This window comes from Williamsia sp. Y844, assembly GCF_056786475.1.
Genome location: NZ_JBXCJB010000001.1, coordinates 2034362 through 2060222, shown reverse-complemented (window position 1 = coordinate 2060222; position 25861 = coordinate 2034362). Strand labels below are relative to the sequence as shown.

Annotated in this window: 25 protein-coding genes; 14 read left to right on the top strand and 11 right to left on the bottom strand. The window is 63.4% G+C overall.

Annotated features, from left to right (window positions below):
* Nucleotides 1-3: 3 nt before the first annotated feature.
* The 4 genes from AC1TQG_RS09305 to AC1TQG_RS09290 form a co-directional block, all read right to left on the bottom strand.
* Entirely contained in the window at nt 4-777 is a 774-nt protein-coding gene (locus AC1TQG_RS09305) for an SDR family NAD(P)-dependent oxidoreductase (RefSeq protein ID WP_482136633.1), read from the bottom strand.
* 164 nt (nt 778-941) lie between these two features.
* On the bottom strand, nt 942-1604 hold the full coding sequence (locus AC1TQG_RS09300; protein ID WP_482136632.1) for a DUF8020 domain-containing protein: 663 nt from the start codon (nt 1602-1604) through the stop codon (nt 942-944).
* Nucleotides 1605-1900: 296 nt separating this feature from the next.
* Nucleotides 1901-3220, bottom strand: coding sequence for a transcriptional regulator (locus AC1TQG_RS09295; protein ID WP_482136631.1), 1320 nt, complete (start codon nt 3218-3220; stop codon nt 1901-1903).
* Nucleotides 3221-3272: 52 nt separating this feature from the next.
* Entirely contained in the window at nt 3273-5423 is a 2151-nt protein-coding gene (locus AC1TQG_RS09290; RefSeq protein WP_482136630.1) for an MMPL family transporter, read from the bottom strand.
* Nucleotides 5424-5687: 264 nt separating this feature from the next.
* On the opposite strand from AC1TQG_RS09290, the gene AC1TQG_RS09285 reads away from it, so the two are divergent.
* Both AC1TQG_RS09285 and AC1TQG_RS09280 read left to right on the top strand, forming a co-directional pair.
* Nucleotides 5688-6809, top strand: a complete 1122-nt coding sequence (locus tag AC1TQG_RS09285) for a sensor histidine kinase (RefSeq protein ID WP_482136629.1) — start codon at nt 5688-5690, stop codon at nt 6807-6809.
* Nucleotides 6797-7441, top strand: coding sequence for a response regulator (locus AC1TQG_RS09280; protein WP_482136628.1), 645 nt, complete (start codon nt 6797-6799; stop codon nt 7439-7441). The genes AC1TQG_RS09285 and AC1TQG_RS09280 overlap by 13 nt, the downstream gene beginning before the upstream one ends.
* A 7-nt stretch (nt 7442-7448) precedes the next feature.
* Here the strand turns inward: AC1TQG_RS09280 and AC1TQG_RS09275 are convergent, their stop codons facing one another.
* Nucleotides 7449-7664 carry a hypothetical protein gene (locus AC1TQG_RS09275; RefSeq protein ID WP_482136627.1) on the bottom strand — a complete coding sequence of 72 codons (216 nt, stop codon included), beginning with the start codon at nt 7662-7664 and terminating at the stop codon, nt 7449-7451.
* Nucleotides 7665-7727: 63 nt separating this feature from the next.
* On the opposite strand from AC1TQG_RS09275, the gene AC1TQG_RS09270 reads away from it, so the two are divergent.
* A complete protein-coding gene (locus AC1TQG_RS09270; RefSeq protein WP_482136626.1) occupies nt 7728-8135 on the top strand; it encodes a YccF domain-containing protein in 408 nt (135 codons plus the stop codon).
* Between the two features lie 15 nt (nt 8136-8150).
* Here the strand turns inward: AC1TQG_RS09270 and AC1TQG_RS09265 are convergent, their stop codons facing one another.
* Both AC1TQG_RS09265 and AC1TQG_RS09260 read right to left on the bottom strand, forming a co-directional pair.
* Nucleotides 8151-8552, bottom strand: coding sequence for a nitroreductase family deazaflavin-dependent oxidoreductase (locus tag AC1TQG_RS09265; RefSeq protein WP_482136625.1), 402 nt, complete (start codon nt 8550-8552; stop codon nt 8151-8153).
* Nucleotides 8553-8571: 19 nt separating this feature from the next.
* On the bottom strand, nt 8572-9441 hold the full coding sequence (locus tag AC1TQG_RS09260) for an SCO6745 family protein (RefSeq protein WP_482136624.1): 870 nt from the start codon (nt 9439-9441) through the stop codon (nt 8572-8574).
* Nucleotides 9442-9486: 45 nt separating this feature from the next.
* On the opposite strand from AC1TQG_RS09260, the gene AC1TQG_RS09255 reads away from it, so the two are divergent.
* Nucleotides 9487-9645, top strand: a complete 159-nt coding sequence (locus AC1TQG_RS09255; protein ID WP_482136623.1) for a hypothetical protein — start codon at nt 9487-9489, stop codon at nt 9643-9645.
* A gap of 14 nt (nt 9646-9659) precedes the next feature.
* On the opposite strand, the gene AC1TQG_RS09250 is transcribed toward AC1TQG_RS09255, so the two are convergent.
* Nucleotides 9660-10157, bottom strand: a complete 498-nt coding sequence (locus tag AC1TQG_RS09250; RefSeq protein WP_482137304.1) for a DUF6328 family protein — start codon at nt 10155-10157, stop codon at nt 9660-9662.
* Nucleotides 10158-10281: 124 nt separating this feature from the next.
* Here AC1TQG_RS09250 and AC1TQG_RS09245 point away from each other — a divergent pair, with 124 nt between their 5' ends.
* The 5 genes from AC1TQG_RS09245 (at nt 10282) to AC1TQG_RS09225 (ending at nt 16376) form a co-directional block, all read left to right on the top strand.
* The gene (locus tag AC1TQG_RS09245; protein WP_482136622.1) at nt 10282-11178 is read left to right on the top strand and encodes an alpha/beta fold hydrolase; all 897 of its coding nucleotides are present in this window, start codon (nt 10282-10284) and stop codon (nt 11176-11178) included.
* A 25-nt stretch (nt 11179-11203) separates the two neighbouring features.
* Nucleotides 11204-12574, top strand: a complete 1371-nt coding sequence (locus tag AC1TQG_RS09240) for an MFS transporter (protein ID WP_482136621.1) — start codon at nt 11204-11206, stop codon at nt 12572-12574.
* Between the two features lie 114 nt (nt 12575-12688).
* Nucleotides 12689-13612: an SDR family oxidoreductase gene (locus AC1TQG_RS09235; protein ID WP_482136620.1), complete on the top strand. Its 924-nt coding sequence runs from the start codon at nt 12689-12691 to the stop codon at nt 13610-13612.
* Between the two features lie 206 nt (nt 13613-13818).
* Nucleotides 13819-14916, top strand: a complete 1098-nt coding sequence (locus AC1TQG_RS09230) for a ferredoxin reductase (RefSeq protein WP_482136619.1) — start codon at nt 13819-13821, stop codon at nt 14914-14916.
* A gap of 119 nt (nt 14917-15035) precedes the next feature.
* A complete protein-coding gene (locus AC1TQG_RS09225) occupies nt 15036-16376 on the top strand; it encodes a fatty acid desaturase family protein (RefSeq protein WP_482137303.1) in 1341 nt (446 codons plus the stop codon).
* Nucleotides 16377-16398: 22 nt separating this feature from the next.
* Here the strand turns inward: AC1TQG_RS09225 and AC1TQG_RS09220 are convergent, their stop codons facing one another.
* A complete protein-coding gene (locus AC1TQG_RS09220) occupies nt 16399-17091 on the bottom strand; it encodes a hypothetical protein (protein WP_482136618.1) in 693 nt (230 codons plus the stop codon).
* 276 nt (nt 17092-17367) lie between these two features.
* Between AC1TQG_RS09220 and AC1TQG_RS09215 the strand changes: the two genes are divergently transcribed.
* The 5 genes from AC1TQG_RS09215 to AC1TQG_RS09195 all read left to right on the top strand — a co-directional run bounded on the left by AC1TQG_RS09215 (nt 17368) and on the right by AC1TQG_RS09195 (nt 22836).
* The gene (locus AC1TQG_RS09215; RefSeq protein ID WP_482136617.1) at nt 17368-18642 is read left to right on the top strand and encodes a hypothetical protein; all 1275 of its coding nucleotides are present in this window, start codon (nt 17368-17370) and stop codon (nt 18640-18642) included.
* Between the two features lie 17 nt (nt 18643-18659).
* Nucleotides 18660-19967, top strand: a complete 1308-nt coding sequence (locus tag AC1TQG_RS09210; RefSeq protein WP_482137302.1) for a lipase family protein — start codon at nt 18660-18662, stop codon at nt 19965-19967.
* A 147-nt stretch (nt 19968-20114) separates the two neighbouring features.
* Nucleotides 20115-20663, top strand: a complete 549-nt coding sequence (locus AC1TQG_RS09205; protein WP_482136616.1) for a DUF2243 domain-containing protein — start codon at nt 20115-20117, stop codon at nt 20661-20663.
* Complete coding sequence (locus tag AC1TQG_RS09200) at nt 20660-21469, top strand: cytochrome c oxidase assembly protein (protein WP_482136615.1); 810 nt, start codon at nt 20660-20662, stop codon at nt 21467-21469. The genes AC1TQG_RS09205 and AC1TQG_RS09200 overlap by 4 nt, the downstream gene beginning before the upstream one ends.
* Nucleotides 21470-21732: 263 nt before the next feature.
* Nucleotides 21733-22836 (top strand): alpha/beta hydrolase, encoded by a 1104-nt coding sequence (locus AC1TQG_RS09195; RefSeq protein WP_482137301.1) that lies wholly within the window; start codon nt 21733-21735, stop codon nt 22834-22836.
* 115 nt (nt 22837-22951) lie between these two features.
* Here AC1TQG_RS09195 and AC1TQG_RS09190 read toward each other — a convergent pair whose 3' ends face one another.
* Nucleotides 22952-23707 (bottom strand): maleate cis-trans isomerase family protein, encoded by a 756-nt coding sequence (locus AC1TQG_RS09190; RefSeq protein WP_482136614.1) that lies wholly within the window; start codon nt 23705-23707, stop codon nt 22952-22954.
* Nucleotides 23683-25854 (bottom strand): FAD-dependent monooxygenase, encoded by a 2172-nt coding sequence (locus AC1TQG_RS09185; RefSeq protein ID WP_482136613.1) that lies wholly within the window; start codon nt 25852-25854, stop codon nt 23683-23685. Before AC1TQG_RS09185 ends, AC1TQG_RS09190 begins: the two co-directional genes overlap by 25 nt.
* Between the last annotated feature and the right edge of the window lie 7 nt (nt 25855-25861).

Below are 25861 nucleotides of genomic sequence, written 5' to 3'. Positions count from 1 at the left end.
TTCTCAGCGGAGCATCAACTTGCCGCCGTCGACGGAGTAGATCTGTCCCGTCATGAAACCCGAACCCGGACCGGCCAGGAAGGCAACCACCGGCACCAGGTCACGATCGATATCGCCGAGCCTGCCGCCCAGCGGAACGGTTTTCGCCATACTCGCGTCGTGCGCCGTCAACTGTTCCGGCGTCATCGATGCGCGGGTCCGGTCATACATGGGCGTCCAGATGGCGGGCGCGATGGCGTTGACCGTGATCCCGTGGGTCGCCCATTCCAGCGCCACCGTTCGCGTCCAGGCGACCACGGCCCCTTTGGATGCCGCATAGGCCGCCTTGCCCGGATACCCGGTGATCCCGGCTGCCGATGCGAAGTTGATGATCCGACCACCACCGGCCTCGATCAACGCCGGTAACACTGCCTGATTCATCAAGAACGTGCCGGTCGCGTTGACCGCCATCGCCAGGTTCCACTGCTCGATGGGCAACTCACCCGCCGGGGCGCCCGGGGCGATACCGGCAGCATGAACCAGCACGTCGAGCCCACCGAGATGTTCAACGGCCGCCGATACCGCAGTGGTCACGTCGGACGGATCACTGACGTCGCAGGCGATGAACCGGACCCCGGCTTCGGACGCAACGGCGCTGCCGTCGTCCGCCGCACTGTCTAGCGACACCACCGACGCACCGAGCGACGGCAGGGCGCGAACGAGTCCCGCACCCATTCCGCTGGCGCCGCCCGTCACGATGATCCGGCGCCCGGCCAGACTTTCCGCCGCGTTTGTCACATGCTCTCCCAACGATCGGTCCTCAGATCTGTCGAGAATAGCATTCTGGATATTGGGAGTTTCATTCTAATTGTGCGTTGATCTGCACAAAGAGCGCCAGGCCCGTCCGAATCGTCCGGACGGACCTGGCATATGAGAGGCAAAGTGCGGGCGAGTCGGCCCGACTACTTCGCCTTTGGTGGTGCGTTGAGCAGCTGGATGAACGGCCCGACATTTGCAGCGACGGCCCCGAGCCCGCCGACGGCGGTACCGGCCAGTGAGGCGGCCGAGCCGAGCAGGATCGCGCCGCCGATGCAGCCGGCCAATGGTCCGGCACCGAACAGCAGCACAACAGGCGCCGAAACGACACCTGCAGCAACCGCACCCAGTAGGCAACCGCCCACCAGTCCGGTTGCGGCACCGAGGAATCCGCCGATGGCAGCGGTGAGGGTGATGTTGTCCTTCACACTCGCAACAGCTGCAGGCAGATCCACATTGTGACGGACCGGAGCGAACGTCGCGGCGAACGGATTGGTGTCCACCGACAACCTCGCGGACGCGGGTGTCACCTGCGCATTGACCGGGTGCTGGAAATCATCGATGGCCAGCGTCAGCGGAACCGATTCCACCACGTTGCCCTGATTGTCATGCAGCACGAGCAGATTGCCTTCTTTGGCCAGCGAGCCGTTGTCGGTGGTGACGATGACCGACGATCCTTCACGGGTCGCCTTCCAGTTCGCGCCCTCGGTCGGGGCCGGAGCCGGGTCGGCGTATGCGCCGCCGAACGCAACACTCATCGAGGCGACCACCAGCACCGACACGGCCACCAGTCTGTTCCTGAACTTCATCTGCGATTCCCCTCGGTCAGCTCCGGCGCACGCCAGGGCTTGAAACGGACGTGTTGGACTGCGCGCCAACATCTCTGGCGGCAGAACTGGATGCGAGTTGAAGTAAACGCCGATTCCCCCGACCGCTGCCCAACTCCGCGGGAACAATCGCCGGACGTTGGGTGAACATCGTCTCGAAACCCGACGAAAGGTACAGGCGAATTCAAATATGTTGTTCGGCAATCATTTTCAGTGCACCAAATGCCGGACATTCGGGATCGGCACACCTGCGGCAGCGCCGGTGAGCAGGTGTCGGATCAGATGCCGAAACGACGGTCGAGCAGGCGAAGCCGGCCTCGGACCAACGCCTCGTCCCGGTGACCGGGGGCCAACATCTGACCCCAGCTGCGCCAGGCCGTCAGATCTTCGCGACCATGCGCCGAAGCGGTCCAGGCCCGCAACAGCTCCGGGTCCCCTGATGTCAATACGACCGAGCGAACATCCTCTTTGAGTTCTTCGAAGACATCGGCGATCCCGGGCGCCTTTGATACCGCCAGAAGTCCACCACGGCCGAAAGTCGCGATGGCCCGGGTGATTTCACCGGTCCGCAGCATCCGACGCACCTGTCCGAGATCGGAATCGATGGGTGCGGTGAGCCGATATGGCCGGGACTCGACAACATCGGGACCAAGGTCGCGTCGTAACCGGGAGATCTCCGCGCGGACCGTCACCGGGTCGACGCCGTCGTCGGAGAGCATGGTCGCGATCTGTTCGGTGCCCAGTCCGCCGGGATATTCACCGAGCAGTACCAGGATTTCGGCATGCCGACGGGACAGTCGCATCGCCGGCCGGCCAGGAGGCCTCCAGAAATACCGATCGCCGTCGAGCACCGTCAAGCTCGGACCGCCGGACCGCTCCGATCGGGGCTCTTCGCCGGTGAGCGACCGGATCCGCAACTCCCCCTCGACCGCGGCGACCACCGACTTCACCATCGACAACGCGAACGGGGTGGCCACCCGCTCGCCACCGGTCACGTCGATGACACCGATCACCGCGCCCGTCACCGGATCGTGCACGGGCGCTGCCACGCAGTTCCAGTCCTGCACCCGCACCGCAAAATGTTCGGCCCCGAAAATCTGCACCCCGTGGTCGACCTCAAGAGCCAGACCTGGGGCGTTGGTGCCGGCGACCTGCTCCGCCCACAACGCCCCTTCGACAAAGTTGATGTCGCCGGCCTGGTCTCTCGCTTTGTGGTCGCCCTCTACCCACAACAACCGACCCACGTCATCGGTGAGTGCCACCACCACGCCGGAATCGGAAACCTCATCGAGCATGAGCGAACGAACCAGCGGGTACGCGGCGGCCATCGGATGGCCGTTGCGGTACTCGAGGAAGTCGTTCCACGACATGCTGTCGTCATCCGTCATCCCGGAGGGGTTGACGCCACCTTTGGCCGATCGCATCCACGAATCCCGAACAACCGACCGCACCGAGGTGCGGCCGGTTGCCGGGGACATCGTGCCGGTCTGCACAAAGAGTTCATGGGCTCGGCGTACTTGCTCCAGCCGCGCAGCGGGATCCTCACCTGGTTCCAGCGCCGACCAGAAGTCGCGGGGAGGTGTCTGCAACTCACTCACCGCGTCGCCTCCGCTTCTCCTCGAGCCCCGACATCTTCAAGTGTGCACCACGTCACGTCGTAACAGGTGCGACCTCCCGTTTTGGTACCACCGGATCGTTGGTCCGGATGCGCCGAGGCCACCAGGCCCGGTTCCCGAGCAGCACCAGTACCGACGGCAACAGCACCAGCCGCACGATGGTCGCGTCGATGAGGATGGCCACCGCCAGGCCCACGCCCATCTGCTTCATCTCGACCATGCTCTGCGCGGCGAACAAGGCGAACACCGACACCATGACCAGTGCTGCACTGGTCACCACTCCGGCCGTCTGGGTGACGCCTGCGCGCACCGCGACAGTCGGGGGCAGCCCGTTGTTGATGCCCTCGCGGATCCGGCTGAGTACGAACACGTGGTAATCCATCGACAATCCGACGAGTACCGCCAGCAGGAACATCGGGATCCACTCGACAACGGTCCCATTCGAGGTGAAGTCGAGTAGCCCCTCGGCCCAAGTGTGCTGGAACACCAGCGCGAGCACACCGAACGCCGCGCCAACGGACATCAGGTTCAAGGCGGTGGAGACCAATGCGATCACCGGGCTCCGGAACGTCACCACCAGCATCAGCATCGTCAGGGTCAGGATCACCGCGACCACGATCGGCAGCCCGTCCGACAGTGCCTTCGTCGAGTCGTATTGTTCGGCGATCTGACCACCCACCGCGAACTCGGCTCCGTCGATGCCGTCCAGTTGTTCGGGCACAACGGTGTTGCGCAAGTCGAGCATGGCGTCATCGGACTTGGTGTCACCCTGTTCGAAGGTGCTGGCAAGCCGCAGTTCGGTGGTGGTCCCCGACGCCGAACTCAGCGGCTCCTGCGAGACAGTCCAGGCCCCACTCTCGGTCGCAGCCTGACCCACATCGGTCAATGCTGCAGTCACAGCGGCCCGATCACCGCCGGAGACAACAACGTTGGCCGACGAACCTTCAGACGGGAACTCGGCATCCAGTTGCTGCGCGACCGCAACCGCGGGGATGTCCTGCGGCAGTGTGTCCAGACCGCCGCTGCGCAGGGTCATGGTCAATGCGGGGATCGCCAGTGCCAGCATCACCGCCAGCCCGGCGACCAATGCGATCACCGGCCGCGTCACAACCGGCCCGATGATGCGCGAGCTGATCCCGCCCTCACCGATGCGGTTGTTGAGGCGCCACAGCAATGGCACCCGCGGACGATCGACCCACCGTCCGAACTTGACAAGCAGAGCGGGCAAGACCGTCAGGGAACCGATCACGGCGACCGCAACCACGATGATGGCCGCAGTGGCAAGCGAATTGAACGTTGCGTTGCCGAGAACGTACAAACCCGCCAGTGAAGCGATCACCGCAACACCGGAGACGACAATCGAGTGCCCCGAGGTGGCCGCAGCGATTCCCACAGCGTCGAGCGTGCCGTGCCCTTTACGCCGTTCCTCGCGTTCTCGTTTGAGGTAGAACAACGAATAATCCACGCCCACAGCCATACCGATCAGCAGCACCATCGACGACGCGGTGGATTCAGAGGGCACGAGGTAGGAAATCGGCGCGTAGATGCCGATGGTCGCGACCACCGAAGTGATGGCCAGCAACACCGGGATGCCGGCCGCGATCAGAGCGCCGAAGGCAAAGAGCATGATGCCCAACGTGATCGGGATGCTGATCATCTCGGCCGAGACCAGGTCTTCGCCGACCTGCTCATTGATCGCCTCGTCGAGCGTGACGTCACCGGTCTGCCCGAACTGCAGGTTCGGGTGATCCGCCCGGACCGAAGTAACCGCGGCATCGATGTCGGCGATCGTCGGGTCCTCATCGCCCGGGGGCGCCCGCAGCGAGATCGAGGTCAAAAGTGTCGACCCATCCGGTGATTCCACCGGGACTGCCACCTCCTGCACCTCGGTGGAGCCGGCGAGTTGGTCGCGCAGCTCGGCAGCGGCGACCACCGCATCATCCTGATTACCGGTGATCAGGACGAACTCGGTGTCGGGTGCGGCGAGGCCGGCGTCGTGGATCATCTGGTCTGCGGTCCCGGACTGGCCGACCCGGTAGTCGGCGTCGTCAGTGGTCTGGGTGGGGATCAGTGCACTGAACAACACTGCAAGCACCACCAATGCCAACCAGAGTCCGATTGCGCGCCAAGGATTGTGCGCACTCCATCGAGCCACCGCCTGTGGTCCTCGGGTCATCTGTCTCATGTGAGCTCCTGATGCTTGAGATGCCCTGGCACCTCAGATGGATTGCCCGGTGGTCACCGGGCCACCTACAACTCTGTTCGTCCGAGCCGACCAGGTCAGGAGCGGTAAACCCCCCGATCGCGGCGAAATAGTCCACCACCGGGGTGGGCCCAGCACTACTGTTTTGTCAGAGGGATCGCGGCACCATGAAGTTCTTGCACTTCAGTTGGAGATGCAGTCCGGCGAGAAGTCGTGACGCGGTCCGGCGTGGTCAGAGAGGAAGCAGTGAACTCCGAGGAAGAACCGACGCTGGTCGTCCGGTGGTTGCGGGCAGCGATGTACGCCCTGTGCACCACTCTGTTGGCGCCGATCGCGTTGGTGCTGTTCATCGTGGCGGTCGTTGCGATACCTCTGATTCTGATCTCCGTGGGAGCACTGGCGCTGTGGGGATTGGTCCCGATCATCGGCGCCCTCTGCGACCTGCACCGACGGATGGGGGCCGCGGTGCTCAACCGTCCGTGGCGCGCCGGCGACTACAAGCCCGCGGGCAACCGCCGCGGGATCTTTCATCTGCTCGCGGTGTGGAGTTCGGATTCGTTGCGCTGGCGGGACCTCGGATGGCTCGCGCTGGCGTCCACCATCGGTTTTGTGATCTCGCTTGTCGGCGTGATCTTCACCGCCACGCTGGTTTTGATCCCGTTTGTCGAGCCGCTGATGAAAGCGCGTGCCGCCATGGACCTGGGTGTCCTGAACCGCAGCCGCGCCGAGGTGTTGGAGGCCCGGGTACATGAGGTGACCGAATCTCGCGCTGCGACAGTCGATTCGGCCGCAGCTGAACTGCGACGCGTCGAACGGGATCTGCACGACGGGGCGCAGGCCCGCCTGGCGGCCCTTGGCATGACCATCGGTTTGGCCGAAAGTCAGATCGACAAAGACCCGGTGGCCGCCAAACAACTGATGGCCGAGGCCAGGGCATCGGCGACCGCGGCGCTCGGCGATCTACGTTCGGTGGTGCGCGGCATACATCCACCGATACTCGCCGACCGTGGAGTGGGGCCGGCCGTCGAGGCGTTGGCACTCGACCTGCCGATTCCGATGACCTTGAATCTCGGTGTCAAAGAACGTCTTCCGGCCGCGATGGAGAATGCCGTGTACTTTGCGGTGGCCGAGGCCCTGGCCAACGTCGGTAAACACGCCCGCGCCAGGAACGCCTGGATCTCCATGGGTATCTTCGAGGGCGTGCTCAGGGTCGAGGTTGGTGACGATGGGATCGGCGGTGCGGTGGCCACCGGATCGGGTTTGCACGGTGTCACCCAGCGGCTGAAGGCCATGGACGGATCGCTGTACGTCCACAGTCCCGTCGGCGGTCCGACGATCATCTCCATGGAGGTGCCATGCGCGTCGTGATCGCCGAAGATCACGCCCTGTTGCGCGACGGCCTCTCGCGCATACTGGCCGCCCATCAGATGGATGTGGTCGCTGCGGTCGACAACGCCACCGAACTCGATGCGGCACTATCCGACGACTCCGTCGATCTGGCCGTACTCGATGTCCGGATGCCACCGACCTTCACCGACGAGGGTTTGCAGGCGGCCATCAAGATTCGCCATCAGCGCCCCGGCTTCCCCGTTCTGGTTCTCTCGCAGTATGTGGAGCAGCTCTATGCCCGCGAGTTGCTCGAGAGTGGTGAAGGCGCAGTCGGTTATCTGCTGAAAGACCGCGTGGCCAACGTGGCCGGATTCATCGACGCCGTCCGCCAGGTCTCCGGTGGTGGCACGGTTCTCGACCCCGAGGTGGTGTCGCAACTGTTGACCGGACAGCGATCCAACGGTCCGATAGACCGCCTCTCGGCGCGCGAACGAGAAGTCTTGTCATTGATGGCCGAAGGCCGGTCGAACGCGGCGATCGCCGAGGCGATGTTCGTGACGGAGAAAGCCGTGAGCAAACACTCCAACAGCATCTTCACCAAGCTCGATCTGCCGGTGTCGGCCGACGACAACCGCCGGGTGCTCGCGGTTCTGGCCTACCTCGGCGTGTGAGTCCCGCTCAGCCTCTCGCGACGTTGTACAGCAGCGTGCTGCCTGCCAGGAGCACTCCGGAGATGATTGCGGGCCACAACCAGTCGTTGTTCAGACTGGATCGGACGGCCACGACGATCCATCCCATGATCAGCAGTGCGGTGCTCAGCGTCGTGACCAGGCGGACCATCACAATTCCCGTGACCGCCACCGACCACAGGACCTCTCGCAGGCCGAACCTCATTGCCACGCTCCCGAAAATTCATTCGCCCGAACTGAATTGGACAACTTTGGCACAATGGGTGTGGTGAAGACCATCCTGAACGTCATTTGGCTTGTGCTCTGTGGATTCTGGATGGCGCTGGGGTACATCGCCGCCGGCATCATCTGCTGCATTCTGATCATCACCATCCCCTTCGGTATCGCCTCGTTCCGGATCGCGGCATACGCGCTCTGGCCATTCGGGCGAACTGTGATCCGTAAACCCACGGCCGGAGTGGGATCGGCGATCGGCAATGTCATCTGGCTGATCTTCGCCGGAATCTGGCTGGCCCTGGGACACATCGTCACCGGTATCGCCATGTGCCTGACCATCATTGGCATCCCGCTGGGTATTGCCAGCTTCAAGATGATCCCGGTGTCACTGCTCCCGCTCGGCGCAGAGATCGTCGACACCGACCGCGGCGCACTCGTCCCGCCGCAGACGGCCCGCTGAGCGGCGCCGAGCGCCTCAGGCCGGCGTCAATGCGACCACCGGGATGACCCGGGTGGTCTTCTTCTCGTAGTCGGCGAAACCGGGCATGACCGATGCCTGCTGCGCGTAGATCCGATCCCGCTCAGCACCGGTGACCTCCGAAGCCGTCACTGCGATGGTGTCGCCACCGACCTCGATGGTGGTGTGGGGATTGGCCTTGACGTTGCGGAACCACTGCGGATCTTCCGGAGCCCCCGCGGCGCTGGCAAAGACGTACTTGACGCCCTCACCCGCCTGGAACACCAACGGCGTGACAAAATCTTTGCCGCTCTTGGCACCCTTGTGGTGCAGCAGCAACATCGGCGCACCCTCGAAGTTGCCACCGACCTTGCCGTCGTTGGCGCGGAACTCGGCGATGATGTCGTCGTTGAAACCCATGCGCCGAGTGTATGGCTGATCAGCCCACATCGTCGAGATCAAGGCCGATGGGGTTCGCCGACGGGAATTCCCCGCTGGCCACCACCACCTTGGTCAGTTCCATCAGCGACGTCGTCAGATCATCGACGGCACTGTCGGTCAGCTGCGCGTACGCGGGCGCAGCGAGCCGATCGGTCGTGTTCTCGATTTCGGCCTTGAGTGCGCGGCCCGCCGGTGTGATGGCGCCGGAGAGTTCGAGGAGCCCACGATCTGCCAGCCGTGCCGTCAGCGTCTCCCATTCCTCGTCGGTGTACTGGCGGCCCGCGTCGAGAACCGAGCGTGGGATCGCCGTCGCGATGGCATGCAGGACACCGGCTTCCCGTCCACTGATCCCGGCCGTGGTCAGGGCGGCGACATGGCCGTCGCCCCGGTGTTCGCGCAACAGGGTCGCCGCATGCCACAGGGCACCGACCCGGTCCGTCGGCCAGGGGAGCGCCGCGTTCGCGGCAAACAGTGCCCTCCCACCGAGATCTGCGTTGTCCGCGACCGGATACAGCAACGCGACCACTCGGTCGATGGCGTCGGCGGCGTCGTCGCCGAGCAAGCGGGACAGGGTCTCCACCGCGGCGTCCTCCCGGACCCGCAGCGCGGTTTCCGGTGGTGCGAAATCCCAGGCGTCCGGGATGGCCCTGGCCACGTGCGACGGCGCGAAGTTATAGAACAGCGCCGTGACGATCTCGGGTCCCACCGGCCCCAGCGGCGCGGCCCGCGCGGCGAAGTAGCCCATCCAGAACCCCCGGTAACCGGCGGCCGAGAGCGCCTCACGGGTTTCGTCGGAGAAATAGGTGACAGCGTGCAGAGGTTCGAGCAATCGCCACAATCGCCGAGCGGTGGGCAGGTCAACGGCCATGAATCGAGCATGCCACCGCAGTTGCGGAGCGCCTACCCTTTAACGATGACCGACAAAAAGAAGGACTCGAAGCGCACCAAGGACGACGAACCCAAAGGTGGCCGACCCGGCCCTGTCGATGAGGGCGGCACCGGCGGGATGGCCACGCGGGAGGTCGCACCTGAGCTCGTTCACAAGGACGACGACAAAAACAAAGACGACTGAGTCGCCGGTCCGCATCACAGCTCGCGCCGGCGATACCGCCACGGCAAGACAAACCAGAAATTGACGAAAACCAGCACCACCACCCCACCGGCGATCCAGCCTGCCTGTCGTCCGATCACCAGCTCGAACACCATCATCATGACCCCGGTCAGCGCCAAGCCGAGGAAGATCAGCCCACTGAGAGCAAAGCGTTGTGCGGCGAACACCAACTCCCGCAGTCGATGTCGACGAAAGAGGATGCGGTGCATCGCCGCAGGCGCAAGCAGCAGAACAGTTGCGCTGACGGAAGCCGAGACCGTGACCAGGAAGACGCCCTGGAAGACAGCGTCTTGTGTATAGAAAAGGTCCTGAAACGGCACAGTCAGAAGAAACCCGGTGAGTATCTGCACACCGGTCTGAACGACGCGGAGCTCCTGCAGCAAGCTTGACCAGTTGCGGTCGAGACGTTGCATGGGCGTTTCGTGGCGTACTTTGCGATCCCACTCGTCGTCGTCGTCGAGATTCCCAGTCATCGGCTCATCGTGGGCGCACCCGCCCAGCAGGGCAACCCTCGGGCCGGAAGTTGCGTCCCGACAAACAACCGGTTCTCGCTGGTCGATAGGCTTGGCGAATATTTGCGTGGCAAAGGAGTGAGCGATGACGGCCGATACACCGAGCCCGATCACGGAACCGCGTTGGTTCGCCGCTGCACTGGCCGACAAGCCTGAGCACCGTGATGTGGAGATCGACGGCGCCCGTGTGCACCTTCGCTGCTGGGGCGACGAAGGCAGACCCGGGGTGGTGCTGGTCCATGGCGGCTCCGCGCATTCGGGCTGGTGGGACCACATTGCCCCACTCCTCGCGCCGGCACATCGCGTGGTCGCGCTCGACCTGTCGGGGCACGGCGACAGCGAGATCCGCGCGCAGTACCCGATGGACGGCTGGACGAACGAGGTCCTCGAAGCGGCCAAGGCAGGCGGCATCTCCGGCAAGCCGTATGTGGTCGGGCACAGCATGGGTGGCTGGGTTGCCGCGGTGCTCGGTGCCACGCGCACCGACGCGACTGCCGGCCTGGTCATCATCGACTCGCCCCTGTTCGACGAGCCTCCGGAGGAGATCATCATCCGGCAGCTCGCCCGCGTCCCGAAGGCCCATCCGAACAAGGACGAGATCTGCGTCCGGTTCCGGACCGAACCGCGGCAGGACGTCCTGTTGCCCTATGTGGCCAGGCACGTTGCCGAGGAATCGGTGAAGGAGACCGACGCCGGGTGGATGTGGAAGTTCGATCCGGAGATGTTCCGCAAACGGCACGAAGCCGGACGCATGGTGAATCTTCGGGAACTGCTCAGCAAGATCGTGACCCCCTCCCTGTACATCCGGTGCGAGCTGGGGATGGTCAGTCCCGAGATGGCCCAAGAGATCGCCGGGCTGTTCGCCAATCCGGCCACCGTGGTCGACCTCCCGGACGCGGGCCATCACCCGATGATGGATCAACCCCTGCCACTGGTCAGCATTCTACGAACCATCTTGGCGCAGTGGGAATCCGAACGGTGAGACTGCTCGCCGGCCTCGCCCCTCGATGACCGCGAAAGACGCACCTCCGCCGCGGTACGGCATCCTGCTGTTCACCCTGGCACTGGTCACCACCATCACGTCCATCGTCAGCAGTCTCGGCGCACCGCTGGTGCCGAAGATCTCGACGGATTACCACGTGGAGATCACCCAGGCCCAATGGACGCTCACCGCGACAATGCTGATGGCAGCCATCGCAACGCCGGTCCTGGGCCGGCTCGGCGGTGGTTCCTGGCGGCGTCCAACGATTCTGGTCGGCCTCGCCGTCGTGACCGCCGGATCCGTACTGTCTGCTCTGCCACTGGGTTTCGAGGCCCTGGTGATCGGCCGGACGATGCAGGGAGTCGGTCTGGCGCTGGTGCCCCTCGCGATGGCGGTCGCCCGCGAGTCATTTGCCCCGCGGCAGCTGGCGTCCGCGATCGCGTTACTTTCGGTGACGGGCATTGCCGGGGCCGGCCTGGGCTATCCGATCACCGCAACCGTGGCTCATCTCTGGGGATTACATGCGGCGTACTGGCTGGGCGCAACCCTCAGCCTCATCACGCTGCTGCTGGCCCTCCGGTACATTCCCGGGTCGCGTACATCCACGCGGATGCCGGTGGATTGGACTGGCGCGGTGCTGTTGTCGACCGGCACCGCCACGTTCCTGCTGGCGGTCAGCCACGGCGAGAGCTGGGGATGGCTCTCGCCTGGCACGCTCGGTTTGGCCCTCGGCGGTATCGCCGCGTTCACGCTGTGGATTGTGTGGACGCTGCGCTGCGACCAGCCTCTCGTTGATCTCCGACTCGCGGTCCGACCCGGAGTCGCAGCACCGAATCTTGTTGCCGCAGGCGGTGGTATCGCGATGTACACGCTGATCACGCTTGTCATCGTGCTCGTGCAGAACCCCGACTGGGGGCTGGATCAGTCGCTCGCCGTTGCCGGTTTGATGCTGACACCGTATTCGCTGATGAGTGTCGTCGGCAGCCGTATGTCGTTGGCGGCCGTGAAAAGATTCGGCCCAGACCTGGTGCTGCCGTTGGGCTGCGCGATCTTCATGTGCTCGACGATGGGTGTGGCGCTGTTCCACGACCATGTCGCCTGGGCAGTGCTCTGGATGGCGATCGGCGGGTTGGCCAGCGGATTCAGTTTCTCGTCGCTTGCGGTGCTGATCATTCCGCATATCCCGAGCGAAGAGACCGGCAGCGCAATAGCTTTCAACATGGTGCTGCGGTACCTGGGTTTCTCCGTCGGCAGCGCGGTGAGTGTCGCCCTGATGGCCGTCTACGGCGGTGGCGATCGAGGATTTGCACTGACCCTCATCACTGTCTCCGTGGTTTTTGCTGCGGTGGGCATCGGCGCCTGGCTCCTGAGCAAGCGCGTCCCGCAGCCGGGATAGGCCTTTTCGAGAATGGGGTAGTCCACTACTCGCGCTGCCCGCAGTGAGCGCTACTTAGGCTGTCTGCGCCTGCAAAGGGATCGACTCCCCCACCCTCGGCAAAGGACGGCGATCATGGCGACACTGCGCAACAAGGTAGTTCTCATCACCGGGGCGGCGAGCGGGATCGGAGCAGCAACAGCCCGCGCGCTGGCCGCTCGCGGCGCAGAGGTGATCCTCGTCGACGTCGACGAGAGTTCCCTGCGCCAACTCGCCGACGAACTCGGCCCCAAGACAGCCGTCTCCGCGGTCGCGGACGTAACCGATCTGGCGTCAGTGCAAGCGGCGGTAGAGGTCGGTGTAAGTGCTTTCGGCGGGATCGATGCGGTCGTGGCCTGCGCCGGTATCGCAAGCTACGGATCGGTCCTGCACGTCGATCCGGTGACGTTTCGCCGCGTGATCGACATCAACATCACCGGGGTGTTCCATACCGTGCGGGCGACCCTGCCCTCTCTCATCGAACGAGGGGGCTACGTGCTGGTGGTGTCGTCGATGGCTGCATATCTCGCAGCGCCCGGGATGGCGTCGTACAACGCCAGCAAAGCGGGCGTCGAGCATTTCGCCAACTCACTACGGCTCGAGGTCGCCCATCAGGGTGTTGCGGTCGGCAGTGCGCACATGTCGTGGATCGACACTCCAATGGTGCGAGACGTTCGAAGCGACCTATCGGTGGTTGCCGAATACATCGACTCGCTTCCCGGTCCGCTGAGCAGGACCGCGTCGGTGGACGAGTGTGCAACCGCATTCGTTCGAGGCATGGTGCGGCGCAAGCGCCACGTCTACGTACCCAGATGGGTCGGCGTCGCTGGCTGGCTGAAACCACTGCTCAATTCAGCATTGGGGGAACGTCGGTCGCTGGCCGACGCGCCGAATCTGCTCACCCAGGTGGATGACCAGACCGCCATACTCGGCCGATCGACCAGTGCACGCAACCTGGCAACGGGCGTCGTGCCACCGGCCTCGGCCGACGCCGCATCGGGGCCGGCCGACAATTCTTGACGAAATCGTTTCCTGACAATGTTTTGGACATCGCGAACTGGGTAACCACCGGTCTGTTCGGTTGAGTTTGCAGCTGTACCTGCCGAGTCGCCGAACAGGTGACCGACAAGTTTCGTGCATCGCAGGATGCTCGAACCGGACCCCGGGGGTTGTCCACGTGAGCATGCCATCGAGCAAAGAGTTGTCCACGGCAAAGCGGGGCAGCCGTGGCTGAACGCGGAGCCAAGCCTCAGGTCCCGGCCTTGCGCCGAAAGGCGCTCCGGGCGATCAGCCACCTGTTCAGTCCGTTGCAGCCCGACGATTACCTCGAGATGATCAACCCATTGTGGACCACTCGGGAGTTGCGCGGTCGCATCGAAGAGGTCCGGCAGGAGGGCTCTGACGCCGCCACGGTGTGGATCAGGCCTGGATACGAGTGGCCGGGTCATCTCCCGGGTCAGTACGTGCGCCTCGGCGTGGTGATCGATGGCGTGTTCCATTGGCGGGCCTACTCATTGACCTCCGATCCCGAGCCGAGGGACGGCCTGATCGCAGTTACTCCCAAGCTCGTCGAGAACGGTGTGGTCTCGCCGTATCTCGTGCGAAAGATCCGCCCGGGTGAAATCGTCCGGCTCGGCGAGATCGAAGGTGTGTTCACACTCCCCGACCCGTGTCCCGACAAGCTGCTCTTCATCAGTGCCGGTAGCGGCATCACGCCGATCATGAGCATGTTGCGCAGCCTGGACCACAACGACGCCATGAGGGACGTGGTGGTGATCCACTCGGCCCGTACCGAATCGCAGGTGATGTTCCACCGCGACCTGCGTGAGATGGATCAGCGCCAGGACGGGTTGCACTTGACCATCCGATTCACCGGCGAGGATGGCCGCATCAAACCCGAAGATCTCGACGAGTTGTGCCCGGATTGGCGGGAACGTGAGGCCATGTGCTCGGGACCGGGCGAAATGCTCGATACCCTCGTCGAACACTGGGAAAGCAACGACGCCGCAGAGCGCATCCATTTCGAGCGGTTCCAGCCCATCATCGGCGGTGCCGCCGGTGCCGGAGAGGGTGGCGCGGTGCGGTTCGTCCGCAGCAAGACCGATGCCAAATGCGAACCGGGACAGACAATTCTGGCTGCGGGGGAAGATGCCGGCCTCGAACTCAAGTACGGCTGCAGAATCGGCATCTGCCATACGTGTGTGGGCACGGTGAAGTCGGGAAGTCTACGAGACCTGCGTACCGGTGAAGTCAGCGAGCCGGCCGGTGCCTCGGTGCGGATCTGCGTGAACAGCGCCGAAGGCGACATCGAAATCGACCTGTAGATCGAAGGAGAGTCATGACGATCGACGAAGCCAAGGGTAGAACTCGCCCCGGAGCAACCGGAGCCCGGACCGACAACGAGCAGAGCCCGCTCGCGCATCTGTCCGACGAAACCATAGAGATGCTGGGCAAAGAGTTCGACGCAATCCACGACGAGGTCTACGGAGACCTCGGGGAACGCGACCGGCAGTACATCAAGAACGTGATCGCCACCCAGCGGAATCTGGCCGTCGCCGGCCGGGTGCTCTTGCTGGGATCGAGGTCGAAGGTGTCGTGGGTCGCCGGCACCGCATGCCTGGGAATGGCGAAGATTCTCGAGAACATGGAGATCGGCCACAACGTCATGCACGGACAGTGGGACTGGATGAACGACCCTGACATCCACTCCTCGGTCTGGGATTGGGACACCGCGTCCACGGCCGAAGCATGGAAACACTCACACAACTACATCCATCACACCTTCACCAACATCCGGGGGAAGGACAAGGATCTGGGCTACGAGATCATGCGGATCGATCCCCGCCAGCCCTGGAACCCGGTGTACCTCGCGCAACCGTTCTACAACGTGCTGCTGACCGCATTCTTCGAGTGGGGTGTCGCGCTGCACGACCTCGACCTCGACGCCATTCGCAAGGGCGAGAAGTCGATGTCGGAACTCTGGCACGACCTCAAGGGCATCGGCGTCAAGATGCGGCGACAGGTGATCAAGGACTACATCGGCTGGCCGACGATCAGTGCAGGCGCCTTCGCCCTGACACAACTCGGGTCGGGCGGGCGCATCGATCAACCCAGGAAGTCGCGGTTGGCGAACCGGCTGCGTCGCGCGCCCGGGTCCGGTAAACGCGCCAAAGTCGCCGCCGAGCTGATGGATCGCACGCTTCCCGGGGTCGAGCAAACGTTCTTGGCGACCCTCGCGGCGAACTTCACCGCCAACATCATCCGCAACGTATGGGCGCACGCGATCATCTTCTGCGGCCACTTTCCCGACCAGACCTACACATTCAGCAAGGAAGAAACGGTAAACGAGACCCGCGGGGGTTGGTACGCCCGGCAGTTGCTCGGTTCGGCGAACATCGAGGGCAGTCCGCTGTTCCACGTCATCAGCGGCAACCTCGGTTTCCAGGTCGAGCACCACCTCTACCCGGACATGCCGAGCACCCGATACTCGGAAGTGGCGCCGAAGGTCAAGGACATCTGCGAGCGCTACGAATTGCCTTACAACTCAGGTCCGTTCGGTAGCCAGTGGGGACAGGTGCATCGGACGATCTTCCGCCTCGCTTTTCCCGGAGGACAGGCGCGACCCAAGCCCGGCCCCTACCATCGGGCACCACACAGTGCCGTCGACACCGAGAGGCCCAGCGAGGCTGCACAATTTCGGAATCGAGTACCCGAGGGACACCCCGACGCCGGCCCCGAACACGAGTCCGGTGGCGTCGAGGTGGCACCGCCTCCCAGGGACTGACATCCGGCTCGGTGGCGGGTCGTCACCGCTCGAGTTGACCGGCGACCCGCTGCTCGAGCTGTTGCGTGGTGGCGGCAGGCAACACGATCAACCCGTCGAGTTCCTTGCGCGCCCTGTCATATGCACTGCGCCGTTCATGCTGCGGTGCCTCAGTGTCCTGCGCGAGATGTAGCAGATTCTGTCCGCGGCGCAGTCGCTCTTGCTCGGGCTCGGTGAAACCCGACCGGCGGCGGCGCTTCGCCTCGGTTTCGGCGACGTCGAAGGCGGTGGCGTACTCGTGCACCGCATCGCGGTATTCACGCCTGCGCTCGCTGTCCTTGAGGAGGTCGTCGCCGCTGTCGGGCCGCAACAGATCGGCCTTACGTTTCGCCCGATGGAAGTCGATGGTGAGCGGGTCACGCAGGTCGATCATCATCGGGAAGTCGAGCAGGGTCGCGGCATCAAGTTCGTAGGCAAACCAGCGCGCATCGGTCTGATTGTGCTCATCGAGGGTCTTCGCGATGTCTCGCCGCACGGCTTCGGCATCCAACCGCCGTTCACCGGATGCCTCGATCTCCGCAATTTTCGCCTGCTGTTTGAGGCGATACCGCTCCTGCCGGCGTTCTGCGCGACGCTCGTTGGCCGCACCGATCGTCTTCAGGCCACCACCGATCGCTCCGCCGAACACAAACACCAGCCACCAGTAACTGCCCACGAACTCAAAGAACGCATCCACCCCTCAAGCATGCCGGAAGTTCCACCCGCGGGGACTTCAACTCTCACGGTCGCGTCCAAAGGGTCGGTATCCACACCACCGGACCCTCGCTCTGAGCGCATACCCGCCCTACCCGGCATACGCCAGAAGCCCGACTAACTATGAATCGAGTCACATATACCTCCGGCAGGCGGCCCTGAGCTGCGGCAATCCGTCGACTGCCACTGCACCCGGGTATCCATCGGGACGCTTCTGCAATATCGTCTCATTGAAATTGCGAGCCGAAATGAGACATAAATGAGATATGATCGTGACGTTCATTTGCGCCGCCCGTTCCTGCGCCTGGGAGTGGTGACCATTGCCGCCCTCCTGACCCTCTGTGGCGTCGGAGGCGTTGCCCAGGCCGACCCAGCCCCGAGCCTGGACCGCTACCTCGATCTACCGCTGACAAATCGGGACGCATCCCGCGGCCCGGGCGGTGTGAACTCCGCGTTGCCCACCGATCCCGCACAACTGCGGACCCTCCTCGACCAAGCCCGCGCCGGAGCTGTGGCACCAAACCGCTACGCGGCATTGCTCTACCAGTACTGGCTGGTCGAGACCACAACTGCCGCCGGTATCGATCTGCCCACGTGGAATCCCCGACTCGGGGTCGAGGCCAATCGACAGAATCTGATCAAGTCGTACACCTTCTATGAACAACTCCAGTTGAATCACCGCGAGCTCCAGTGGGCCGGGATGGCCGGCCAGGTAGGCGCAGACTTCGGTGGCGGGCTCATCGATTTCGAACTCGCAACCAACATCTTCGACTGGACCCGGCTGCAAGGTCTCGCCAATACCATTGTCGGGCAGGCAAACCAGATCGCCACCGGTCTCGTCGAGCAACTGCCGCCCGGACTGCGGGCACTCGCACGCGTCGGATCCACGGTGAGCCCCGACGATCTGCATTTCGTCCTCGGGAACATTCTGGTGATGCAGAAGAACATCTTCAGCGACCTCATGCCCATGCACCGCGCGTACGTGGTCGGCGGCCTTGCCCCACTCGAAGAGATGCGGGCGGCAGGCCTGTTCGGCGATGACATCCTCGACGCCTGGCGCGATATCGCGTCACACGACCCCAACCGAATCGCCCAAGGCAATGCTGTTCTGCTGCAACGTGAGCAAGGACAGGTCATCAAAGGGCAGTGGGATCAGACCCGTGCCTACAAAGACGATGTCGGAGAAGCGATCACCTACGTGAGCACCGTAGGCGGCTCCCCATCTGTGGCAGGTGTCATCGCCCCGAGGTCATTTCGGCCCATCGAGATCAGCACCCGTCTCGCCGACGGTCGCACCGCAATCCTGACCAGCCCACTGCCCACCTGGAATTGGGCGGAATACGAAGAGCGGTGGGACTACATCACCACCGAGCTGCTGCCGAAGTACAAGATTCTGGTGAACGACGATTGGCCGGCTCTGGAACGGATCTTGCGCACGCCCTATGAAACCCAGCTCGAAACACACCGTCCGATCATGAGCATCCCGGCGCTGCTGGAGTCAGCCGCAGCCGGTACGAAGGTGAGCGTGTCGTGAAAAGCCTTTCAGCAACCCTGTCGATCCTCCTGGCTGCACTGGTGGCAGTGTCTGTGAATATCCCAGCGGTCCAAGCAGAACCGGTGCGTACTCCAGACCTGGGTGAGGTCTTCAACGGCTATGTCATCGGAACGTTCGCCGATGGCCGTGTTGCGAGCCCCGACGAGATCTTCCAGGGCCTGGCCCCAGGCGATCCGTTCTACGACGAGCCGCGACTTCGAGGCGACGAAAAACCGGGAACCATCCTCAAGGCCAAACCGGTTGCGGTGCAGTTCACCGGGTTTCGTCCCGGCAACATCGACGCCTATAAGTTGATGTACGTCACCACCGACCTCGACGGCATCGCCGAGATCAGTACCGGCATCCTGATGATTCCCCGCGACGGCAAGAAAAACTCAGAACGTGGCGTTGTCGCGTATCAGGAAGCCAACGACAGCGTCGGCGCCTACTGCCATCCCAGCACCCAGTGGACGGGCGGCGCGCCGATGGACGGTTCCTCGTGGTCTGCGCTGGGACCGCTGGGCCAGATCTTCGGCAAAGGTCTGGCGGTGATGATCTCGGATGTCGGCAACGACGGTGATCCGTTGCCTCACGGCGTCTTTGCCGGAAAGTTCGGCGGTAATGCGAACCTCGACGGTGTGCGGGCCGCGTTGGCCCTGCCCGAGGCAGGCCTGAGCGCTGATGCCCCGATCTCGATCTTCGGGATTGCGGGCGGCGGCGTCGGCGCAGCATTTGCGGCCGAGAATCACGCCACCTACGCTCCCGAACTCAACGTGAAGTCGACCGTGTTAGAAGGCATGGTCGTCAACCAGCGCAACTTCATTCGCACCGCCGACGGGTCTGTGGGTTCAGGTTTCGCGTTCGCGACGCTGCTAGGCCTCGAACCGCGCTATCCGGAGATGAAGATCGACGAGAAACTCACTCCCGCCGGTAAGGCGATGGCAGATGTATTCCGGACCCAGTGTCAGACACCCGCCTACTTCGCGACACCGTTCCTGCCGCTGCGCACGCTGTTCACCAGCGGCCAGAACCCGGCGGATATCCCAGAGTTCCAACACGTCTACAACGACAACCTGCTGGGAACCAAGACACCGAAGTCGAAGGTGTTGATCACGTCCTGCGTAGCCGACGATTCACCGATGTCGTTGGTCCCGGCCCAGGATGCCCGGGATCTGACCGCGAAGTATCGGGCCGGAGGTACCGAGGTCAGCTATCAACCATCGGACTGCAGCATGCTCAACGCGCTGACCAACCTGTACGGATGGGGCACCGACCTGTTCGGCATGCAAACTGTGGACTGGATGGCCAACACCCTGAAGGAATGACCGGCTCGAAGGAGACTTCCCCGGGGGGGCCTCGTTCGATGTTTGCGACCACGCCCCATCGGCTACCCGTGTCACCTACCCGAGCGTCATGAACTGAACGAAGTTCGCGCATCGGTGCAGGTGAACACCACCTCCGAAGGGGATCGAATGAGTACATCCGCAGACTCCACGGCGGAAACGACGGCCAGATCGCTGACGCTTCCCGGTGTGGTGCTTGGCATCGGACTCGGCGGGTTCGTCGACGGAATCCTGCTACATCAGATCTTGCAATGGCACCACATGCTCACCAGCACCAACAGTGACCACATCGGTGTGCGTTATTACCCCTCCGACACCGTTCACGGACTGAAGATCAACACACTGTGGGATGGGTTCTTCCACACGTTCACCTGGCTCGCCGTCCTGATCGGCCTGGCACTGCTCTTCTCCCGGGTGACGAGCTCCAGGCGCCGGTTGTGGACCTCACGCGCCCTGTGGGGATGGGTGCTGGTGGGCTGGGGTTCCTTCAACCTCGTCGAGGGGATCATCGACCATCACATCCTCGCGATTCACCACGTCCGCGGAGGTGAACACCAAACCCTCTGGGACATAGGGTTCCTGATCCTGGGTGCGGCACTCATCGCGGTCGGCTGGTTTCTGCAGCGTTCGGCACGTCCCACCGATGCGGAGGCCCCTACAGCGGAACTCCCGACATGAGCGCCCTGGCTCACGCATCGTCGGCACAGCCCGGTATCGACTGGGACGTGGTCCTCCCCTATACCGCCATGGCCGTTGTCGCCGGCATGTATCTGATGGCCGCGTTCCTGCGTGCGCGGGAACCTCGCGGCTGGAATCACTGGCGCACAACGAGCTTCATGATCGGCATCGCGATCCTGATCATCGCATTGCGCCCATCGGTGTCTGACAGCTTCGGTGACCACATGCTCGGACATCTGTTGATCGGCATGTTCGCGCCACTCGCACTCGTCCTGGCCGCGCCGATGACTCTGGTCTTGAGGTCGGTCCCGCCGCGGTGGGGTCGCTCACTGGTGCATCTGTTGCGGTCGAAACCCGCAAGCCTGACCACCAATCCGATTGTCCTGCTCACTGCGAATCTCGGCGGGTTGGCGTTGCTGTACTTCACGCCGCTGTTCGGACTCGCCGAGGCCAATCCGTTGGTGCACGGAGCAATTCACGTGCACTTCTTCATCGCCGGATACCTGTTCGCCTGGATGATCGCCGGCCCAGACCCCGGACCCGACCGCCCATCGGTACGCACGCGGCTGGTGGTTCTCGGCGCGGCCATTGCCGGGCACGCCATCATTGCCCAACTCCTGTACGCCGGGATACTCGTGAAAATTGCTGCACCACCGGAAGAACTCCGAGACGGCGGAACGCTCATGTACTACTGGGGTGACATCGCAGAGATCCTCCTCGCACTGGCCCTGCTGATCACGTGGAGACCCGACCACCGGACGCCGAGAACGGCGGTCAGATCCCACACACTGCAAGGCCAGACCTAAGCCGATCAACTGTCGAATTCGCCAAATACCACCTGGTGCCGAACAGGTTGGTTTCCGTTTAGTGAACAGAATCGAAGTACAAGCGTTCACATCGTCGTCCCCGAAAGGGATTAATCCGAAGAAACCTACGACCATGGGTGAACTCCGCTTTTGAGAAACAATTTGGTCTCATTATTTTGGGGCGACCATCACCGAACAGCCTTCAATTAAAGATGCGGTATGTTTCGATTCAACCTTTACTGAGTCATTACCTGGGGGAACCGATGGGCCACACGACCCGTACCGCTCATTCAATATTGCGGCGCACCGCGTGCTTGGGCACGGTGGGAGCGGTCGCCGCTGCCGCGACACTCATGTTCAGCGGAGTCTCCGGCGCAGCACCGAGCTTGGGCAGTTCAGGCAGTGGCAGCGTCGGTTCCGGATCGACCGTACCGGGACCGTTCCAGGAGGATCCCGGCCCGCCGCCGGTCCTACGCGACGACATCCTCGTCCCGGCAATCGAGAAGACCGGAGAATCCGGAAAGCACGTTCGGTACAAAGTCGAATCACCAGCACTGCGCCGTGCGGTGACACTCGATGTCCTGCTGCCCGCAGACAATTCGGTGAAGCGTCCGACGCTGTACATGCTCGACGGAGTTAGCGCCGGGGACAACGCCAGTGGCTGGATGTACCAGGCAGGTGCCAAGAGCTTCTTCGCAGACAAAAACGTCAATGTCGTGATGCTCAATGGCGGGCGCTCGAGTGTGTACACCGACTGGGAGAAGATCGACCCAGTCCTCGGCCTGAACAGGTGGGAAACCTTCGCAACGAAAGAGTTGCCGCCACTGATCGACAACGCTTTGAACACCAACGGCGTCAATGCAATCGCCGGAAATTCCATGGGCGCGCAAGCTGCGATGATGCTCGCCCATAGGAATCCGGATATCTACGACGGAGTGGCGTCGTTCAGCGGATGCTATTCGACCAGTGATGCTGTGGGCCGTCTCTCCATCCAGCTCAGTGCTTCACTTCTGGGCGGCGACCCGGGCAACATCTGGGGCGAGTTCGGCAACGAACAATGGAAGGCGCACGATTCCGTCATCAATGCAGGAGCATTGCGCGGTAAACACATCTACATGTCAGTCGGGAACGGCTTGCCAGGTCCGCACGAAGATCCGAATTCAGACAACTACGCGAGAACCGTGATTGTCGGCGGTGCACTTGAGGTCGGCTCGAACCAATGCACCCGAACGATGGAAAATCGCCTGAACGAGCTGGATATTCCGGCGACGGTGACGTACGAGCCGGTCGGGGTGCATGATTGGCCGTATTGGAAGGACCAACTGCCGAAGGCATGGCCGACGCTCGAGAAGGCACTGGGCCTCTAGACGCCTGCTACATGACCACAAAAGCACACGTACCAGTCATAAGCACACGTTCAAACGTGTGCCTATGACTGGAGCGTGTGCTTCTGGGTCTGCAGTCGTCGAAACCGTGTAGGGGTCAGAACTTGGCAAGCAACGAACCGAAGCCGTCGACCTGATCCTTGATCCCGTTCACTCGCAACGCATGCCAGAGTGTGGCGAGGTTGATCGCGATCACCGGCTTGTCGAGTTCACGCTCGAGGTCGGCCGCCACCTGCATCGCCTCCAGGTTCGTTCCACACTGGATCAATGCGTCGACGTCCGGGCCGTCGACGGCCAGGAAGCCCGCCCGGATGGCTTCCGGGGTCTCGTCTGCGATCGATGTGGCCGATGCCGACTTCAGGCCGTGCACGCCTGCCACGTCGAAGCCCAGTTCGGTGAAGTACTTACGAACCTGCTCATCACCGACAGGCTGGTAAGGCGTCATCACGCCGATTCGACGCGCCCCGAACGCCTTCAGTGCCTCACCGGCTGCGGTTGCTCCGGTTGACACCCCCAGGCCGGTCAGGCGGCGAACGTTGGCCTCGAACTCAGCGTTGCCGGCCACTCCACCCCAGAAGGTTTCCGCCGACATCCCCATCACGATGTAGTCGGGGTCGGCGGTCATCACCGTCTCCAACGCTGCGGGGAGCGCCTCGTTCAGGTTCTCCCGAAACAACCCGAACGCGTCGGCGGAGTCCAAGGCCACGGCCTTGATCATGATCCGCCCGGTGTGCCAGGACGAGTCCTGCAACCGGATCCGGTGGAACTCGCGCTCCACCGACGTATTCGTCGAGGGAACGATCAGCCCGAACTTCTTGCCCTTGGTGATCACTGACGTACCGGTTCCTGCCATTGTGGGTCCCTCTCGATTGAAGTGGTGCTCTGCGCCAGCTTTGCCTTCGCCCACCGGCCGACCTCGGCGTCAACTGCCAACTCAGCACCCACGCCCAGCGATTCGGTGAGGGCCTGCCAGTCCTGATGTGACTGGCCCGAGGCACCTGTACGACGAATTGATCGGTACGTCTGGGCGACCGCCCCGGCCGCGGCCAACAACGGGCCAACCGGGTAGATCATCAGGGCGACACCGCATTCGGCCAGGACACGCTCCGGCGGGAGCGCGGAATGATCACCGGCCTCGGACAGGTTCACCATCAGCGGCACGCCGGGCACTGCGTCGCGGATGCGACGCAGTTGCGTCTCCGTATATGCGCCCTCGACAAAGATCAGGTCTGCGCCGGCCGCCGCATACGCTTGAATCCTCGCAAGCGCGGTCTCCTCACCGTCGACCGCGAGCGCGTCGGTGCGTGCGATCACAAGCGCGCTGCGCCTGCTCCGCACCGCCATTGCGACCTTCGCCGTCATCTCTTCGACCGGAATCAGTTCCTTGCCGTCGGAATGTCCACATCGTTTGGGCGCCAACTGATCTTCGAACTGGATGGCTGCAGCACCGGCCCGCTCGAATCGCTCGACGGCCTCGCCGACCTGCAGGACACCGCCGTAACCGGTATCTCCGTCGACGATCAACGCCAGGTCCGTGACCGCGGTCATGCGCCGGATCTGTTCGGTCATCTCGGCCAGCCCGAGGTAACCCAGGTCAGGACGGCCAAGCGCGGTCGCCGACACGGCAGCCCCGGATACATAAGCGACACCGAAACCTGCGTCGACGGCGGCGCGCGCCGTCACCCCGTCATAGACCCCAGGAGCAATCACGGGGCCGTAGCAGAGCCTCTCCGACAGGACGCGCCCAGCGGGCCGGGCGGTCTTCGGAACCGCATGCAACTCACGTGCCAAGCGGCCCAGCGTGATCCGCAGCGAGGTGAACATCGCCGAGGCACGCAGGTGCGCCCGCTTGTCGAGCAGCTCGATGTCCATCTCCGAGAGCTCGTCGGCACGGGCAGCCCGGACCTCGTCGTCGTCGGAGCGCATCGAGTCGTAGTTCTTCTGCGCCTGGGCCTGCACATGGTTGAGTGCGGCATCACGACGCAGCTCGCTGTACAACGTTGCCGCATGGGTGTCGTCGGTGTCGTCCAGTGCCGCGTCCACACAGAGCGCAGCTGCCCACGCATCGTGGATGCCGCTGTTCATACCCATGCCGCCAAGCGGGTTGTTGACGTGGGCGGCGTCTCCGACCAGCAGCGTGCGGCCAACCGAGAACGTCGCGGCCGCACGCATGTTCACCTTGTAGATGGATGCGTGCGGGATGTCGTACGCCGTCGGCTGAGCCGCGATACCCTGCAGCCGCGCTTCCAGCGCTGCGGGCTCCAGGGCCTGCTCATCGGACTCGGAGTCCCGGATCGGGAACAGTGCGCGCCAGTGGTTGGGGGTACGCAGCAGCACACCCCAGTCCTCCGGATCGGAGATGTACGAGACGTACGCGAGATCCGCGAAGTCGTCGCGGAACTCGTGGGTCGTCGAGATGACCAGGAAACGCTCGTCGTATGTCCGTCCTTCGAACGAGACCCCCAGCGACTTGCGGATCGCCGATTGCGCGCCGTCGGCGGCGATCAACCATCGGGTCAGGATCGGACGATCGCGGTCGGTGTCGGGCAGGAAGATCCGGGTGTGGTCGTGTCCCTGCTCAACCCGCACCACCGGACTGGAGAACCGCAACGTCACATTGGGCATCGTGGCCAGGACCTCGTGGATGATGCGGGTCAGGTTGTCCTGCTCGCTCTGAATCCGGTACGGGTACTTGGTCTCTCCCTTGAGCAGACCCATGTCCATCTCCGAGAGGACCGTGCCGTCGCGTTCCCGGTACTGGAAGACCGGCGCCTCGAGTCCCACCGCAAGCAGGTCGTCGACAACACCGAGCTCTTCGAGCAGTTCGAGAGTCGACGGATGGAAGGTCGACGCCCGTGATTCGCCGGACAAGCTGTCGCCTGCCTCGAGGACCAGGACCTCGTGACCCAACTGGGCCAGCTTCAGGGCCGCGACCATACCCACCGGCCCCATGCCGGCCACCACAACCGTCTCCATGGTGCGTTCTGTGTTCACAGACATGTTCTGT

Coding starts and splice junctions, on each gene's coding strand:
- AC1TQG_RS09215 (WP_482136617.1), top strand. CDS start 17,368: ATGAGATATGATCGTGACGTTCATTTGCGCCGCCCGTTCCTGCGCCTG.
- AC1TQG_RS09290 (WP_482136630.1), bottom strand. CDS start 5,423: ATGAGACAGATGACCCGAGGACCACAGGCGGTGGCTCGATGGAGTGCG.
- AC1TQG_RS09240 (WP_482136621.1), top strand. CDS start 11,204: ATGACCGCGAAAGACGCACCTCCGCCGCGGTACGGCATCCTGCTGTTC.
- AC1TQG_RS09235 (WP_482136620.1), top strand. CDS start 12,689: ATGGCGACACTGCGCAACAAGGTAGTTCTCATCACCGGGGCGGCGAGC.
- AC1TQG_RS09185 (WP_482136613.1), bottom strand. CDS start 25,854: ATGTCTGTGAACACAGAACGCACCATGGAGACGGTTGTGGTGGCCGGC.
- AC1TQG_RS09195 (WP_482137301.1), top strand. CDS start 21,733: ATGGGCCACACGACCCGTACCGCTCATTCAATATTGCGGCGCACCGCG.
- AC1TQG_RS09260 (WP_482136624.1), bottom strand. CDS start 9,441: ATGGCCGTTGACCTGCCCACCGCTCGGCGATTGTGGCGATTGCTCGAA.
- AC1TQG_RS09275 (WP_482136627.1), bottom strand. CDS start 7,664: ATGAGGTTCGGCCTGCGAGAGGTCCTGTGGTCGGTGGCGGTCACGGGA.
- AC1TQG_RS09245 (WP_482136622.1), top strand. CDS start 10,282: ATGACGGCCGATACACCGAGCCCGATCACGGAACCGCGTTGGTTCGCC.
- AC1TQG_RS09205 (WP_482136616.1), top strand. CDS start 20,115: ATGAGTACATCCGCAGACTCCACGGCGGAAACGACGGCCAGATCGCTG.
- AC1TQG_RS09265 (WP_482136625.1), bottom strand. CDS start 8,552: ATGGGTTTCAACGACGACATCATCGCCGAGTTCCGCGCCAACGACGGC.
- AC1TQG_RS09225 (WP_482137303.1), top strand. CDS start 15,036: ATGCTGGGCAAAGAGTTCGACGCAATCCACGACGAGGTCTACGGAGAC.
- AC1TQG_RS09300 (WP_482136632.1), bottom strand. CDS start 1,604: ATGAAGTTCAGGAACAGACTGGTGGCCGTGTCGGTGCTGGTGGTCGCC.
- AC1TQG_RS09190 (WP_482136614.1), bottom strand. CDS start 23,707: ATGGCAGGAACCGGTACGTCAGTGATCACCAAGGGCAAGAAGTTCGGG.
- AC1TQG_RS09280 (WP_482136628.1), top strand. CDS start 6,797: ATGCGCGTCGTGATCGCCGAAGATCACGCCCTGTTGCGCGACGGCCTC.
- AC1TQG_RS09250 (WP_482137304.1), bottom strand. CDS start 10,157: ATGACTGGGAATCTCGACGACGACGACGAGTGGGATCGCAAAGTACGC.
- AC1TQG_RS09255 (WP_482136623.1), top strand. CDS start 9,487: ATGACCGACAAAAAGAAGGACTCGAAGCGCACCAAGGACGACGAACCC.
- AC1TQG_RS09200 (WP_482136615.1), top strand. CDS start 20,660: ATGAGCGCCCTGGCTCACGCATCGTCGGCACAGCCCGGTATCGACTGG.